The following is a 14,048-nucleotide window of genomic DNA, read 5'->3' as shown; positions in this document are numbered from 1 at the left end:
GAGATCGTTCAATGCAATTTACCCGTTCACCCCTCCTTTCGTTCTTACTGAACATTCTCGTCCTTCTCTGTGCGCTGGTCCTTGTTTTCCCGCTCGCATGGATCGTGATGATGTCATTGAAGCAACAGGCCGACGTCATGGCGTGGCCGCCGACCTTCTACTTTACGCCTACGCTCGAGAACTTTCGCGTTCTCTTCGACGTGGCGCAGGCTGGCAGCACAAACTACGGCACGATCAAGGTCGACTTTATTAGTCCTGTGATCAACAGCGTCATCATTGCCTTGGGGTCCGTGCTTGTCTCCCTAGTCGTCGGCGTTCCTGCAGGGTATGTGTTGGCGCGCCGCGACATTCCCAAAAAAGAAGACATCGCGTTCTTCATTCTGGGCTTCCGCTTCGCACCAGCATTGCTGGTTGTCATTCCGCTGTTCGGCATCTTCCAGTCAATTGGCCTCTACGACACTTACACCGGCATGATCTGGGTATATCAGGTCATCACGCTTCCGATGATCGTCTGGCTTAGCCGTTCCTACATCGAAGACATCCCGCGCGACATCGAGGAAGCCGCCGCGATCGATGGGGCGAAACCCGTGCGCATCTTCTTCCACATCGTTCTGCCGCTCTTGAAACCCGGTCTCATCGGAGCATCGCTTCTTGTCTTCCTGCTTGCATGGCACAATTTTGCGCTCGGCCTCATGTTGAGCTCAACACGAGCACCGGTAACGGTCGCTCTCCTCAAGCTGCTCAATCCCGGCGTTCAGTTCTACCCCGTCATGGCGGCCGGCTTGGTCGTGACGATGATCGTGCCGGTCATTCTGATCGTATTCGGCCAGCGGCATCTCGAGCGTGGCCTGACTTTCGGAGCTGTCAAATGAGTCATCGTCCGCTCTTTTTCTTTGGCACGACGAACCTGGATTTTTGTTTCAATGTCGAGAGGCTGCCGACGCCCGGAGAAACGGTTGCTGGAACGCCGGCTCGGCATGCCGGCGGGAAGGGGGCAAACCAGGCGGTTGCCGCCGCCCGACTGGGAATGAGGCCCAAATTCTTCACCAGGTTGGGGGACGACGCCGCCGGTCACATGCTGCTGGATGCGCTTGCTTCCGCAGGTGTGAATACCGAAGCGGTACTCGTTGCACCCGGTGAAATGTCCGGATCGGCCGCCGTCATCGTCGATGACGACGGAGGGAACATGATAGTGATCGCGCCCGGAGCCAATGCCGAGATCACTGGACCGATGATCCGCGATGCCGGTGAGCTTATCGAAGAAAATTCGATCGTCATTGCCGAAATGGGATTGCCGGTCAGCGCTCTGGAAGAGCTATTCGCACTTCGCGACAAGAAGGGCTTCCAGCTCGTCTTCAATCCGGCCCCGGTTCGTCCAGGCCTCTCTTCCTTCGCCTGGAAGCAGGTTGATTTCATAACTCCGAACGAGACGGAAGCTTTCGAGCTTACCGGGATAGAACTTACCGACTTGGCGCCGCCCGCGCGGCTGCGGATGCGCTCCTGGGGATGGGGCCTCGCGCCGCGCTGATCACGCTCGGCTCACGAGGAGCGCTCTACGCAGACGGCAAGGAATCCTTCGTCGTGCCGGCCTTTCCGGTTGTCGCCATTGATACGACGGCTGCCGGCGACGCATTTAACGGCGGCTTTGCTTCGGCGCTGGCCAAGGGACTGCCGGTTCGCGAAGCGGTCAGACAAGCGATGGCGATCGCAGCCCTGTGCGTCAGCCGTCGTGGCGCTCAGTCATCCATGCCGACCGCGGAGACAGTGGCAGAATTCTTGAATCATAACATGCTAAAGGAAATCTAATGACAGTTCTGGGCTTTTCCATCGATGGCAAGACCGTGCTTGTGACAGGCGCGGGCGGCGGTATCGGCGGCGCGATCGTTCAAGCCTTTCTGGCAAGCGGCGCCAACGTGGTCGCAACCGATGCCAACATCGACCATCTCAACGCATCTTTGAGCGGCACGTCGAGCGACCGGCTCCTGACTTTGCAGGTCGATGTAACGAGCGAAGAAGCGATTTCGGCCGCACTTGACGCCGCGATCGACAAATTTGGCTCAATAGACGTGCTCGTGAACAACGCTGGTATCAAGTCAGGAGAGAGCCTCCTTCAAGGGGACAAAGGTAAGATCGACCGCACAATGGAGATCAATACAAGTGCGGTCCTGTCCTGCTCCAAAGTGGCCGTATCCAAGTTTCCTCAACAGTCCGGCGGCCGTATCATAAACATCGGATCTTCTCTTTCCTCGCAAGGCGCGGTGTTCAACTATCAGGCGGGCGGGGCGGATTACTGCCTCTCGAAGGCCGTGGTGCATGACATTACCAAACTGCTCGCCTACGAATGCGCGCCTCGGAAGATCAACGTCAATGCGATCGCTCCGGGCATCATCGACACTCCGATGCACGGCCGGCCACGTGAAGAGACCGAAGCACGTCACGCTGGCCGCATTCCGATGGGTCGCGTCGGAACCCCGGAAGATATTGCAGGGCTGGCTGTGTTTCTTGCAACGCCCGCTGCCGATTACATCACAGGGCAGGTAATCCACGTGAACGGCGGGATGTTGATGAATGGCTGATACTCCAGTGCCTGGTGCCATTTCCGACATCAAAGGTGTCGTGTCGGATCTCGACGGCGTCGTCTATCGCGGCAAGGCTCCGATCCCCGACGCCATCGAAACCTTCAAGGTCTGGCAGAGAGAAGGCGTGCCGTTCTGCTTCGTCACCAATAACTCCACTCATTCGGCGGATGACATTGTCCAGAAGCTGAAGGGCTTCGGCTTGTTGATCACAACGGACAACGTTGTCACTTCCGCTGCAACAGCGGCTATTCTGATCCGCAATGATTACCCCGCTCATACGCCCGTCTATGTCATCGGCGCTTCGTCTCTCAAGGACGCCATCAAGGATGCGGATCTCGAACTCACGGAGCACTCGCCGAAGGTTGTGGTGGTCGGCCTTGATCGCGAGATTACTCATCAGAAGATGACGGTGGCCGTGGATGCGGTACTAAAGGGGGCGCTGTTGATCGGAACCAACCCGGATCTGCTGCTCCCAACCGCAACTGGCTTCGAGCCGGGAAATGGTGCGATCCTCACAGCCATCGCCGCGGCGACAAGGGTAACGCCCGTCATCGTAGGAAAACCTGAGGTGCACATGATCGTGACCGCGCTGGCAAGGCTCGGGACCGATCGCGGGTCGACGATCATGATCGGCGACCAGATCCCTACCGACATACAAGCCGGGAAACGGGCCGGGCTCCGCTCCATCCTTGTGACCACCGGTGTCCCGCCTGTCCAGGACCCGACCCTGCACAAGCCGGATGTCACGGTATCAAGCCTGCGCGAGCTACTGTCGGCGCATACCGTGTAAATAAAACAGGAATTATCGGGAGGAAACGATGGCTGAAGTTCGCTTGGAGAGCATCCGGAAAGTCTATGGTGCTTTGGAAATCTTGAAGGATGTCAACCTGGACATCAAACATGGGGAATTCGTGGTGTTTGTCGGACCTTCCGGGTCCGGCAAATCCACCTTGCTCCGAATGATCGGCGGCCTGGAGAAGATCACGGGAGGGAAACTGCTGATCGACAACAAGGTGGTGAACCAGCTCGACGCGGCAGATCGCAATCTGGGCATGGTATTCCAGAGCTATGCGTTGTACCCGCATATGACGGTTCGAGAGAACCTTGCGTTCCCGCTGCGCATGGCGAAACTTGGCAGGGCTCAGATCGCGCAAAAGGTCGAGGACGCCGCGACCCTTCTGCAGATCAATCATCTGCTGGATAGAAAGCCAAAGCAGCTCTCGGGAGGCCAACGCCAAAGAGTAGCGATCGGACGGGCGATCGTCCGCGAGCCGCAGGTATTCCTGTTCGACGAGCCGCTGTCGAATCTGGACACCGAGTTGAGAGTTCAGATGCGGGTTCAGATCGCCAAGCTCCACAGGCAACTCGGTAACACGATGATCTATGTCACCCACGACCAGGTCGAGGCGATGACTATGGCCGACAAGATCGTCGTCCTGAAGAACGGGAACGTCGAGCAGGTCGGAACGCCACACGATCTATATCATAATCCAGCGTCGCAGTTCGTGGCAGGGTTCATCGGCTCGCCGCGGATGAACTTCTTGAACGGGAAGCTTACCGACGTTGCGCGCGACAGCATCCGTCTCAAGGTGGGCGACCGGGCTCCGACGTTCGTGCCGGTACGCGGGGAGACCGTTCGGACCGGCGACGAGGTAACGCTTGGCGTCCGACCTGACGACTTCATCACGCCGACCGGTCGGCCCGAAGAGCTGATCATAGACGTAGATCTGGACTATATCGAGCATTTGGGCGCGACGACGTACCTTTACGGGACTTCGTCTGGAGAGCCCATCACGGCGCTTGCTCCCGTCGGTGACACGCGTTTCGAGCAGGGGCAACAGATCTCTCTGGCCGTTTCCACGAGCGACTGTCATGTCTTCACCAAGGATGGAAGTGCACTCGCTAGACTACAGGCACCCACCAATTGGAGTTGAATTCACTCCGTCAATGTTCCACTCTTCGGGACTGCGACGGGGTGGAGAGCGGGCTATTGTGACCAAGAATGCGAGCCGATCGGAGCAACCAGCACATGGACATCCGGCCGGCATTGCGGTGCTGGGCGCGCTAAAATGACGGGCATACGGCGCTTTCTGTCAAATCCACGGTCGTTCATGCTCGGAGCTGCGATAGGCTCCGGCATGACGGCCCGCGCGGCAGAGAGGGCGGGCGCTGATTTCGTTATTGCCCTCAACGCAGGTCGATTCAGGGCGATGGGCGGTTCTTCTCCCGCCTCGATCCTTCCCATACGAGACAACAACGCTTTCGTTGCGAGCTTCGGACGAACGGAAATCCTCAAGAGCACGAAGCTGCCCGTTTTTTTTGGCGTCTGCATGTTCTCTCCTTCCACCGATCCGGAGCTTCTTCTGGATCGGCTTGCCAGATGGGGCGTCTCCGGCGTCACCAACTTCCCATCCGTCATTCATCTCGATGACCGCAGGCGCGCTATCATGGATGACGTGGGGCTGGGGTACGACCGTGAAATCTCCTTTCTCACGAAGGCGGCGGATCGCGGGCTCATGACCATCGCCTACACCCGGACGCAATCTGAAGCACGTCGGATGGTCGAAGCAGGCATCCAGGCGATATGCATGAATTTCAATCTCAACGCCGCCGACTTCGCCGAAGGCTCGAACATAGGGCTGACCGAACTGGCCGCGCGCTGCCAGACAATCGCGCGCACCGTGCATTCGATCGACAAGAATGTCGTCTGTCTCCTTGGTGGCGGTCCTATTACAAGACCGGACGAACTGATGGACGTCTGCAAGGAGACGGGAACACAGGGGTTCATCGGTGGGTCTTCGCTGGACCGCGTCCCGCTTGAGATGTCCGTTCTGGAAATCACCTCGGGATTCAAGACAGTCCACGTTCTACGTGAGAGGGTTGAAATCCTGGAGCGCCAGCTTCGCCTCAGCGGCTATCATCACGGCATCGTCGCGCAGTCCGCCTCGATGAACGTTGTCCTCGAGAGGGCCAGGCAAATGGCGGTGGGAGCGAACCCCGTTCTGATCGTCGGAGAGAGCGGGACAGGGAAACGTCGGCTGGCAAGCCTCGTGCACGCCCTGGGCTCTCGCAAGCATCGCAAACCCACCGTTCTACCCTGTCGCCAACCACCCGCAGTCACCTCGGCGGCGCTCTTTGGCACGCAGACCGACGTCAGGCGCCGCATTGCGATTCTCGAGAGTGCGAGTGAATCGTCTGTGATCCTTTTACACGTCGACGGTCTTTCGTCCTCTGCCCAGGAAAAGCTGGCAGACTACATGGAGTCCGGCTTGTTCTCGTCTGTCGACGGCACCGAACAAAGACACTCGACAACCAAGATAATTGCGACGGCCAACACGGCTTCGGAGCTGACGCCAACGCTGGCCGCGGCCTTCTCCGGCTATGAGATCGGTCTTCCGCCCCTGCGAGATCGCCTCGAGGACCTGCCTCTGCTGATCACCCATTTCACGGCAGAGGCTCGGGGCGACGCCACCTCGAATGCGGCGCTTCATATCGAGAATTCGGCCTTCCAAGCGCTCGCGGCGCACCATTGGCCCGGAAACATCCGGGACCTACGGCATGTCGTCGAGCGACTTGCGGCACTACCTGTCGAAACGGCCATCGACGCAGGGCGTCTTGCACCATTGCTTGGCGACGACAGGCCCGTGAGACCTGCGAAGGGCTTATCGGAAAGAGACCTGATCATCGAAGCTCTCCGCCGCAACAAGCTCCATAGAGGAAAAACGGCAGCTTATCTGGGTATGTCGAGAAAAACTTTGTTCAATAAGATCAAGAAGCTTCGAATACTGGAGTGAATCGAATTCACCCTGGGAGACTGACGACCCCGTCGACGATGACGAACTTCATTTCGTCTTCAATGGTTGAGTTCATCAGTTCCGGCGACAACTGCACCGCATTGCTAGAAAGGCCTTGCGGGAGCTGACCGACGTCCGCTGCGTTGTAGAGCACCTCGAATCCTTCGTTCTGAAACCACTCCAAACATTCGATCTCCACCCTCCCGAATGTCTCGTTCTGGCCCGAAGCGCCCTGGCAGAACGACGCCGGAGGAAAATTCGTCACACGGCTTATGCCGCCTTTTCGGAGCAGCTCTGCTATATCGGACCAGCAGGCAAACGGATCAATCATGAGAACGGCGGCATACGACGCGCCGGCTTCCGGAACTTGAACGTCCAGCAACGCGGCCTGCAGCAGCTCATTCCAATCCAGGACCGGCAGTGTTGCCATGATCAATCGCGATCCCGAGGGCAGGGAAGCCAACGGGGGCGCATAGACCGAGATGGTTTTCCCAGCTCCGCTCGGGATGCCCGGCCGAACCGACAGACAGTATTCCCCAGTAATCGCTTCTTCAGTTCCCAATTTTACCCATCTCCCAAGTTATCGGCGACCAACGAGGCGGCGAATGGACTTAGATCGTTTCTCAGGAAGAGGAAATACCTGGGAAGAGAATCTATGAATTTGGATACGTTGTGCGTTGCGATGAGAAGGCCGCAGCCATGGGCCTGATCGATAATCAAGGCGCCGTGGGTATCGTCGCAACCATGGACACAAAATCCGCCGAGGCGGATTTCGTTGCCGAAATCATCATGGACTGCGGACGACGGGTGGTCTTTCTTGACACCGGAACCTCTGGCGCGAGAGAGCAAAACCCCGCAGAATTGCTTGAGTCCAACGCCGCCGCCGTGAAAAAGTGTGTCGATGAACAAGCGGCTTCCGGAGAGATAACCGCGGTTCTAGGGATCGCAGGTGGCAAAGGAAGCGGTGTCTTCGCTCATGTGGCCTCGGACCTGCCTTACGGGTTTCCCAAACTGCTGGTTTCGAGCGCGCGCCCCGCACTGCTGGGAGAGCTCGCAGCCAAGAGCGACATTATTCTGTACCCGACAATTGTCGATTTCTTCGGGATCAACTCTTTCACGTCTAGGGTGCTGGGCAATGCGGCCCGCGCGATTGCAAACCTCCACTATGAGCCCACGCAAGGTGGGAGAGAGCGGAAGATTGTCGCGATTACCGCGTTCGGCGTGACGACGCCTGCTGTTAATCGATGCGTCGAACTGCTCAAGCAGAGCGATATCGACTCGATCGTCTTTCCGGCAAACGGAACCGGCGGAAAGAAGATGGAGGCGTTGATCCAGGCCGGAGAGTTCGATGGCGTCATTGATCTAACGACGACTGAACTCGCCGACGAACTGCTCGGTGGTACGGCAAGCGCCGGCCCTGGACGTCTTACGTCGGCAGGCAGAAAGGGCATACCCCAGTTCATCGCGCCGGGTGCTGTCGACATGGTGAACTTCGGCGCTCGGCAGACTGTTCCGAAGTCGTTCGAGCACAGAAACCTCTACTCGCACACGCCCTACACGACCCTCATGCGTACCACGCGAGAGGAGAACGAGCAGATTGGACGGCTTGCCGGAGAGCGGCTCGCCAGCGCATCAGGCCCCACGATCGTTGCTTGGCCCGCCCGAGGCGTATCCGACTACGATCGCGACGGTGGCGTCTTCTTTGACACGAATGCAGATGAAGGATGGTTGAAGGGGTTGCGGGACGTCCTTCCCGAAACGGTGCCTATCATCGAGCTCGACGCTCACATCAACGATCCCGACTTTTCAGAAACCGCAGTGAACTGGCTCCTGCAGCAGCTTCGAGAGGAGAAGCATCAATGAAAACTATCTCTCGAGATGAAATTCTTGCGTCGATCAGAAGGCAAGTAGATCAAGGCAAACCCGTCCTGGCAGCAGGAAGCAGTTGTGGTCTTGTTGCGAAATGCGCGGTGATCGGCGGCGCCGATATGCTCGTCGTCTACAGCACCGGTCTCTCCAGATTGATGGGTCTTCCAACGAGCCGCATTGGCGATTCAAATTCCAGGACGATCGAGATGGCAGCCGAGATCCGCAACGTGGTCTCGGAGGTGCCGGTGATCGGTGGGGTCGAAGCTTGGGATCCTGTCAGGCTCGACCTCGATCTTCTCTTGGATAAGTTCATCGCTGCCGGCTACTCCGGGGTGATCAACTATCCGACCATCTCGACCATGGGAGACAAGTGGCGAGATCGAAGGGGGCGTGTCGGTCTCGGCTTCGATCGCGAAGTCGAGATGATAGAGCTCGCCAGAAAAAAGAAAATCTTCACGATGGCGTATGTCGCGTCGGCGGAAGACGCCGAAGCCATGGCACGGGTTGGCGCGGACTGCATCGTGCCACATGTCGGCGCGACGCGTGGAGGCTTGTCCGGCCATGAAGACGGTCAGGCAATTAATGAAGCGATCACGAAGATCAACCACATCAACAATGCTGCGAAGGCGGTGCGCTCGGACGTGATCCTGCTGTCGCATGGAGGCGCGATCGCGGAGCCCGAAGATACGGAAGCGGTCTACCGGGAGACCGAATGCGTAGGATTCGTCGGCGCTTCATCGATCGAACGGATCCCGATCGAACGGGCCGTCAAAGCCGTTGCCGAGGCCTTCAAGGCCGTCCCGTTGAAAAGATGACCCAGCCCCGACAGCCAAGCGAGATGAAAATGTCTGAAGAACTCACTGCACGCGCAGGGTGCGGCTCAACGGAAAACATGAAATGGGACCAGGAGGCCGATGTCGTGGTCTTCGGCAGTGGCGCCGCCGGACTTTCGGCAGCTCTCTTCGCCGCGAAGCAGGGACTTAAAGTCCTGGTATTCGAAAAATCGCCCAAGCTCGGTGGGACGACTGCGCTTTCGAACGGCATGATCTGGATCCCTTGCTCGCCGCAAGCAGTGGCGGCAAAGGTCAGTGACAGCCTTGATAACGCGCGCACATATCTGAAGAACGAGCTCGGCAACTATTATCGGGCCGACTATGTAGATGCGTTGCTTCAGGACGGTCCCAAGGCTGTTTCGGAACTGGAGAAAGACACGGACGTCAAGTTCACGCTTGCCTCGGCGCCGGACTACCATTCGAGCCAGGTCGGCGGCGTCGATTCCGGCCGCGCTCTCAGTCCCGCCCCCTACGACGGGCGGCTGTTGAAGGCGGACTTCAAGCTGATCGGCGATCCGATACGCGTCGTGCTGGGCGGCATGATGATTTCTTCGAGCGAGGTGGGAAAATTCCTCAATCCGCTGCAGTCGGGATCGGCTATGAAACATGTCCTGAAACGCGTTTCCCGTTATGTGGCGGACCGTACGAAGTTTCCGCGGGGCACGGAACTCAGTGGAGGTAACGCGCTCATCGCCAGGCTTTTAACGAGCTTGCGCAAGCGCGGCGTCCCGATCTCGACGAATGCCAGCTTGGCTGACGTTGTTCGCTCGTCTGATGGCAATGTGATCGGCGCAACCGTCCGGGAGAGCGGCGGTATCGTCGCAGTACGAGCCAGACGCGGCGTCGTTCTTGCAACGGGCGGCTTTGCTCGTAGCCCGCAGCTCCGGCAGGAATTGAGCGGTAACCATCAGCATGACTATACGCTTGCGCATCCTGACGCCACCGGCGATGGCATTTCTGCTGCTCGGCGGGCCGGGGCGGACGTGGATACCGAAGGCGCAAGCGCTGGCTTCTGGACGCCCATCTCGCTTCTGAATAGCGGTAGAGGCGAAGTCAAGACCGTGCCTTATGGTTGGCTTGACCGCGGCAGGCCGGGCGTAATCGCAGTCGGGCCGAATGCCAAACGTTTCGTCAATGAATCCAACTCGTATCACGACATTTGCCTCGCGCTGTTCGAGAACGGCTATTCGAGGGAAAAACGCTTCTATTTCATCTGCGACGCGATGTTCATCAAGAAGCGAGGAATGGGCCAGCTTCTTCCTTGGCCATGGACATCGAGCACGAAAAAGTTCGAAAAGCTGGGGTACCTGCAGTCGGGGAAATCCCTTAGCGAGCTTGCAGCCAAGATCGGTCTCGATGCCTCCACGCTCGAAGCTACGGTCTCGGAGCATAACCGTCATGCCGAAACCGGCGTAGACCCTTATTTCAAAAGAGGCGAATCGGCCTTCAACCGGATGCTTGGCGACCCGGCTGTGGGCATCAAGAACCCAAATCTCGGCAAGATCTCCCACGGTCCATTCTATGCCCTTCAGATCGTTCCGGCGACGCTTGGCACCTCTACAGGACTGGCTGCCAACACCTATGGGCAGGTGCTGGACGGCGAAGGGATGCCGATCAAGGGTCTTTACGCTTGCGGTAACGACATGACGTCGCCGATGCGGGGAATCTATCCGGGGGCCGGCATCACGATAGGGCCAGGCATCACCTTCGCATTCAGGGTTGTCGAGCACATCAAGCAGACTGTCGGCTGAAGCGCTGTGAGACCCGCAGACTAAGGGCAGCCCGCGTGTCTGACATTCGCGATGCCGGGTATGATGTCGGTTAGGAGGAACCGTGACCGAAGCATCCGTTTTCTGACGCCATCCCCTGAGATCATCGGGAGGCGCAGCCAGATCGTAAAAGACCTGGCTGCGCTGGTGCCCCGCGACGCCCTCATTCACGAACCTCGGGAACTCGTTCCGTTCGAAACCGACGCATTTGTGTCTTATCGGAGGATCCCGCTCGCGGTTGTTCTTCCCACGACAACGGAAGAAGTCGGCGCAGTGATGGCATACTGCTACCGGAACAAGATTCCTGTCGTTCCTCGCGGTGCGGGAACATCCATGTGGAGGAGCGATTCCGCAGGAGGACGCGGTCGTGATCGGCCTCTCTAAAATGAACCGCATCCTTGAGATCGACTTGCCGAACCGCGTTGCCGTCGTTCAGGCGGGCGTCACAAACATCTCGATCACGGAAGCGGTCGCTGTGGACGGCTTCTTCTATGCGCCGGATCCGAGCTCGCAGCTCGCTTGCACCATTGGCGGCAATATCGGAATGTATTCCGGCGGGTCACACTGTCTAAAATACGGAGTGACGACGAACAATCGAAATCCTCTGGCTTCAGAGCGGTCCGCTTCTCCATTTACTGACGGCCGGCATGGCGTTGCAACATGGACATAAGCGCCATTCCGAGGTCGTCGCATGTCTTGCGGCAGGTGATGGTGTTGGCGCAAGCGAGGCGCTGAAAAACGATATTCGCGAAGCTTACGCGACGATGTTCGCCACCATTGAGAAGGGTTAGCCAGAGCGAACCTGAAACGGTGACTTGGCTTCGGCAAGGTTGGGGCGGCTGGCAGTAAAAGATGGACGGACCCACGGAGTCCGCCAACTCCTTTATGGGCTCCCGACACGAAAGTGGTTCATCTGTCCGACATTTGAGAACGGATATGGAACACTGTGCTTGACGGCGTAAAGGCTGATTTTTTGACCTTGAGTGCACCGTTTGCGGGACAAGATGAAATCTTTCTGCGGGGATGAAATCACGAATACCCGATTCATAATTTCACCGCTGAGAAAAAGATGAAGCGAGGCTTGGTCGTCAGGCTCTGATATGCATCCGGGAAGAGCGCGCGCGGGTCAGGCTGCGGTTCGCTCAGTATATTGATCTGAAAACCGGCCGACTTGAGGGCGTCAAACATGGCGTGGAGTGGCCGATGCCAGAAGCGCATTTCGATAGCCCTTCCGTCGCGCTGCCACGTCTCATTGAAACTATAAGTTTCAAAGTAATTGTCGTGTACCAGTCCTTCTTGCCTGTGTTCTCAAACACCAGCAGCTGTGGCCGGGCGATTGGTAATAGCCTTTCGACAAGCTTCGCCAAGCTATTGCGTGCTGGATGTGCCCAGGTCGCGATTACCTTTCCGTCCTTGATCCACTCATATCCCCGGTTCTGAATGGCCAGCAGAATCTGCGTAGCAAGGTCCGGGTTTATGTCGGATAGTCGACTGCCTCTCAGTTTGCTCCCTTTACATCGACACCGCGACCTTGCAGGTCGGAGAGCGCCACCCGGTAAAATTGTTGCTGTAGATTCGAAAGAGATGCCGCCGATATCGCCCGTGCCGCCTTCTGGCGGCTGCGTTCAACTTCCTCGCGAAAAGCCGCCAGTGGAGGACGTCGTGGAGTTTGATCAGCCTGCACTCTGGCCCAATATCCGCGCGGCGGCTTTGGAACCTGCAAACGAACACATAGCTTACCGATTGCAACATCCGAAACACCGAGCTCTTTCGCCACTTCCTGGGTCGGCTTTTCCCAAACCAACGCAAACAGCTCTTCGCGGGAGAGCCCGTGTTGGGTCATGCAATCTCCATCTGGCTTTCGCAAGTTCAGAGGCGATATTATCGGTTCGCCACACACAGTTGCAACCGGCAACGAAAGCTTGGCTGCAACCGCGAAATGCATAAATTTTAGGCCAAAGGTAATTTATCTTGGCAAAAAAGGTAATTTTGCTGCAACACGTCAAAATTGACTTATGCGATTTCAATGGCTTAGAATGTGGCCAAGGGTAATTTACCTTGGCAATCGACACTTGCTTTCCGGCGGCTTCGGGTTTGCGATCTATCTCCTGCCGACTCTTGTACCAGGCGCGTCCGAGGCCTTCCTCTACATGGCATGTGGGTTTCTGATCGTCGTCTGCGCGGGCGTTCTATCCATTTCGATCAAGCGCCGCGAACAGGCGTGACGTCGCAGCTTGGGGGACCAGTTCATCGAGCCGCTGTTGACGCGTGCTGGTTCAATCGGGTCGCCTCCGCGTTGTGCACTTCGCAACGATCCCAGCCAGCGGGGCGCGCCAATGGATAATGCGGTCTCGGCGGCCATTCGGGGTTACCATCGCAAGCGTCCGGCTGTCGAGGGCGCCGAGTTTTAATGCCTGCCGCAGCGCGCCGCGAGCGGAGACAGTCGCCCGGAGGCTGACGGGTTGCATGGCGCTCGCACATGCCGGTCTGCCTGTGCATGCGGCGAGACGGGGCCGGTTCCCGCACATTTGCATCTGACTGGCGACGCGGGGCGGTTCCGGCAAGTGGTGACTTCAACTCCCCTATCTACCCGCACCGGGTTGCCACCGGACGGCCGTGCGATTCTATCTCCGGCTTCGGCCGCTTCGAAACCATTCCCGTTCTCTATGCCGCCTTTTTAAGGGACCGGCCGCCGTCAGCGTCAACCCCGCAAGGGGGTTCCCCCTCGCTGTCGCTCCGGTGACGCCTGCGGCTCGGCCCCTTCTTCGGGCGTCATCGGGAATGGTCCCGAGCAACCGAAGGAGAAACTACCATGGCCACCACGATCGCAACCCTCACCCAGAAGACCGACGGCAGCCTCGAAGGCGTCTTCGCCACCATCCGGGTCAACGCCCCGATCGCCATCATCCCGAACGCCAACAAGGCGAGCGAGGAAGCCCCCGACTACCGCATCATCCACCGCAAAAGTGGCTTTGAGATCGGCGCGGGCTGGAACCGCATCGCCCGCCAGACCGGTGAAGAATACCTCTCGGTCAAGCTGGAGGCTCCGGAGATCGGCGTGATCTTCGGCAACCTCGCCCCCGCCCCCGGCGGTGAGCCGAACCGCAAGGTTATCCTCTGGAACAATCCGGCCTGAGGCCGGGCAGCCGGCTACAGCGACGCAGGATCCTTGCACCGCCGATTTCCAAAACTGCAAACGGGTAT

Annotated in this window: 15 protein-coding genes and 2 pseudogenes; 14 read left to right on the top strand and 3 right to left on the bottom strand. The window is 58.2% G+C overall.

All coding sequences use genetic code 11. The features are described from left to right. The first annotated feature begins 11 nt into the window (after positions 1-11). The 7 genes from N8E88_RS02785 to N8E88_RS02755 all read left to right on the top strand — a co-directional run bounded on the left by N8E88_RS02785 (position 12) and on the right by N8E88_RS02755 (position 6,373). Positions 12-872, top strand: coding sequence for a carbohydrate ABC transporter permease (locus N8E88_RS02785; protein ID WP_262291007.1), 861 nt, complete (start codon positions 12-14; stop codon positions 870-872). After that, positions 869-1,528 carry a PfkB family carbohydrate kinase gene (locus tag N8E88_RS02780; protein WP_262291006.1) on the top strand — a complete coding sequence of 220 codons (660 nt, stop codon included), beginning with the start codon at positions 869-871 and terminating at the stop codon, positions 1,526-1,528. Before N8E88_RS02785 ends, N8E88_RS02780 begins: the two co-directional genes overlap by 4 nt. Continuing rightward, positions 1,507-1,806 (top strand): PfkB family carbohydrate kinase, encoded by a 300-nt coding sequence (locus N8E88_RS02775; protein WP_262291005.1) that lies wholly within the window; start codon positions 1,507-1,509, stop codon positions 1,804-1,806. Before N8E88_RS02780 ends, N8E88_RS02775 begins: the two co-directional genes overlap by 22 nt. Next, complete coding sequence (locus N8E88_RS02770) at positions 1,806-2,576, top strand: SDR family NAD(P)-dependent oxidoreductase (protein ID WP_262291004.1); 771 nt, start codon at positions 1,806-1,808, stop codon at positions 2,574-2,576. Before N8E88_RS02775 ends, N8E88_RS02770 begins: the two co-directional genes overlap by 1 nt. Then, positions 2,569-3,369 carry an HAD-IIA family hydrolase gene (locus tag N8E88_RS02765; protein ID WP_262291003.1) on the top strand — a complete coding sequence of 267 codons (801 nt, stop codon included), beginning with the start codon at positions 2,569-2,571 and terminating at the stop codon, positions 3,367-3,369. Before N8E88_RS02770 ends, N8E88_RS02765 begins: the two co-directional genes overlap by 8 nt. 28 nt (positions 3,370-3,397) lie before the next feature. After that, complete coding sequence (locus tag N8E88_RS02760) at positions 3,398-4,513, top strand: ABC transporter ATP-binding protein (protein WP_262291002.1); 1,116 nt, start codon at positions 3,398-3,400, stop codon at positions 4,511-4,513. Positions 4,514-4,648: 135 nt separating this feature from the next. After that, on the top strand, positions 4,649-6,373 hold the full coding sequence (locus N8E88_RS02755; RefSeq protein ID WP_262291001.1) for a phosphoenolpyruvate hydrolase family protein: 1,725 nt from the start codon (positions 4,649-4,651) through the stop codon (positions 6,371-6,373). 7 nt (positions 6,374-6,380) lie between these two features. On the opposite strand, the gene N8E88_RS02750 is transcribed toward N8E88_RS02755, so the two are convergent. Continuing rightward, the gene (locus tag N8E88_RS02750) at positions 6,381-6,935 is read right to left on the bottom strand and encodes a hypothetical protein (protein WP_262291000.1); all 555 of its coding nucleotides are present in this window, start codon (positions 6,933-6,935) and stop codon (positions 6,381-6,383) included. 110 nt (positions 6,936-7,045) lie between these two features. Between N8E88_RS02750 and N8E88_RS02745 the strand changes: the two genes are divergently transcribed. The 5 genes and pseudogenes from N8E88_RS02745 to N8E88_RS02725 all read left to right on the top strand — a co-directional run bounded on the left by N8E88_RS02745 (position 7,046) and on the right by N8E88_RS02725 (position 11,635). Then, positions 7,046-8,236, top strand: a complete 1,191-nt coding sequence (locus N8E88_RS02745; RefSeq protein WP_262290999.1) for a Tm-1-like ATP-binding domain-containing protein — start codon at positions 7,046-7,048, stop codon at positions 8,234-8,236. Then, positions 8,233-9,057, top strand: a complete 825-nt coding sequence (locus N8E88_RS02740) for a phosphoenolpyruvate hydrolase family protein (protein ID WP_262290998.1) — start codon at positions 8,233-8,235, stop codon at positions 9,055-9,057. Before N8E88_RS02745 ends, N8E88_RS02740 begins: the two co-directional genes overlap by 4 nt. Before the next feature lie 29 nt (positions 9,058-9,086). Then, on the top strand, positions 9,087-10,826 hold the full coding sequence (locus N8E88_RS02735; RefSeq protein WP_262290997.1) for an FAD-dependent oxidoreductase: 1,740 nt from the start codon (positions 9,087-9,089) through the stop codon (positions 10,824-10,826). A gap of 63 nt (positions 10,827-10,889) precedes the next feature. Beyond that, positions 10,890-11,439: pseudogene (locus N8E88_RS02730) on the top strand (FAD-binding oxidoreductase); the annotation flags it as partial. A 52-nt stretch (positions 11,440-11,491) separates the two neighbouring features. Further along, a complete protein-coding gene (locus N8E88_RS02725) occupies positions 11,492-11,635 on the top strand; it encodes a hypothetical protein (RefSeq protein ID WP_262290996.1) in 144 nt (47 codons plus the stop codon). 253 nt (positions 11,636-11,888) lie between these two features. Here the strand turns inward: N8E88_RS02725 and N8E88_RS02720 are convergent. Further along, a pseudogene (locus N8E88_RS02720) lies at positions 11,889-12,128 on the bottom strand (SAM-dependent methyltransferase); the annotation flags it as partial. A 214-nt stretch (positions 12,129-12,342) separates the two neighbouring features. Further along, positions 12,343-12,687, bottom strand: coding sequence for an RWP-RK domain-containing protein (locus tag N8E88_RS02715; RefSeq protein ID WP_262290995.1), 345 nt, complete (start codon positions 12,685-12,687; stop codon positions 12,343-12,345). A 193-nt stretch (positions 12,688-12,880) separates the two neighbouring features. On the opposite strand from N8E88_RS02715, the gene N8E88_RS02710 reads away from it, so the two are divergent. Both N8E88_RS02710 and N8E88_RS02705 read left to right on the top strand, forming a co-directional pair. Then, positions 12,881-13,069, top strand: a complete 189-nt coding sequence (locus tag N8E88_RS02710) for a hypothetical protein (protein WP_262290994.1) — start codon at positions 12,881-12,883, stop codon at positions 13,067-13,069. Between the two features lie 587 nt (positions 13,070-13,656). Further along, on the top strand, positions 13,657-13,980 hold the full coding sequence (locus N8E88_RS02705; protein ID WP_262290993.1) for a DUF736 domain-containing protein: 324 nt from the start codon (positions 13,657-13,659) through the stop codon (positions 13,978-13,980). Positions 13,981-14,048: the final 68 nt, after the last annotated feature.

The organism is Phyllobacterium zundukense, from assembly GCF_025452195.1.
GTDB classification, from domain to species: Bacteria; Pseudomonadota; Alphaproteobacteria; order Rhizobiales; family Rhizobiaceae; genus Phyllobacterium; species Phyllobacterium zundukense_A.
This window is presented reverse-complemented; position numbering and strand designations above follow the sequence as displayed.

Excerpts from the sequence above, each read along its gene's own strand:
- N8E88_RS02740 (WP_262290998.1), top strand. The coding sequence starts at position 8,233 with ATGAAAACTATCTCTCGAGATGAAATTCTTGCGTCGATCAGAAGGCAA.
- N8E88_RS02765 (WP_262291003.1), top strand. The coding sequence starts at position 2,569 with ATGGCTGATACTCCAGTGCCTGGTGCCATTTCCGACATCAAAGGTGTC.
- N8E88_RS02780 (WP_262291006.1), top strand. The coding sequence starts at position 869 with ATGAGTCATCGTCCGCTCTTTTTCTTTGGCACGACGAACCTGGATTTT.
- N8E88_RS02725 (WP_262290996.1), top strand. The coding sequence starts at position 11,492 with ATGGCGTTGCAACATGGACATAAGCGCCATTCCGAGGTCGTCGCATGT.
- N8E88_RS02775 (WP_262291005.1), top strand. The coding sequence starts at position 1,507 with ATGGGGCCTCGCGCCGCGCTGATCACGCTCGGCTCACGAGGAGCGCTC.
- N8E88_RS02785 (WP_262291007.1), top strand. The coding sequence starts at position 12 with ATGCAATTTACCCGTTCACCCCTCCTTTCGTTCTTACTGAACATTCTC.
- N8E88_RS02770 (WP_262291004.1), top strand. The coding sequence starts at position 1,806 with ATGACAGTTCTGGGCTTTTCCATCGATGGCAAGACCGTGCTTGTGACA.
- N8E88_RS02755 (WP_262291001.1), top strand. The coding sequence starts at position 4,649 with ATGACGGGCATACGGCGCTTTCTGTCAAATCCACGGTCGTTCATGCTC.
- N8E88_RS02710 (WP_262290994.1), top strand. The coding sequence starts at position 12,881 with ATGTGGCCAAGGGTAATTTACCTTGGCAATCGACACTTGCTTTCCGGC.
- N8E88_RS02705 (WP_262290993.1), top strand. The coding sequence starts at position 13,657 with ATGGCCACCACGATCGCAACCCTCACCCAGAAGACCGACGGCAGCCTC.
- N8E88_RS02760 (WP_262291002.1), top strand. The coding sequence starts at position 3,398 with ATGGCTGAAGTTCGCTTGGAGAGCATCCGGAAAGTCTATGGTGCTTTG.
- N8E88_RS02715 (WP_262290995.1), bottom strand. The coding sequence starts at position 12,687 with ATGACCCAACACGGGCTCTCCCGCGAAGAGCTGTTTGCGTTGGTTTGG.
- N8E88_RS02735 (WP_262290997.1), top strand. The coding sequence starts at position 9,087 with ATGTCTGAAGAACTCACTGCACGCGCAGGGTGCGGCTCAACGGAAAAC.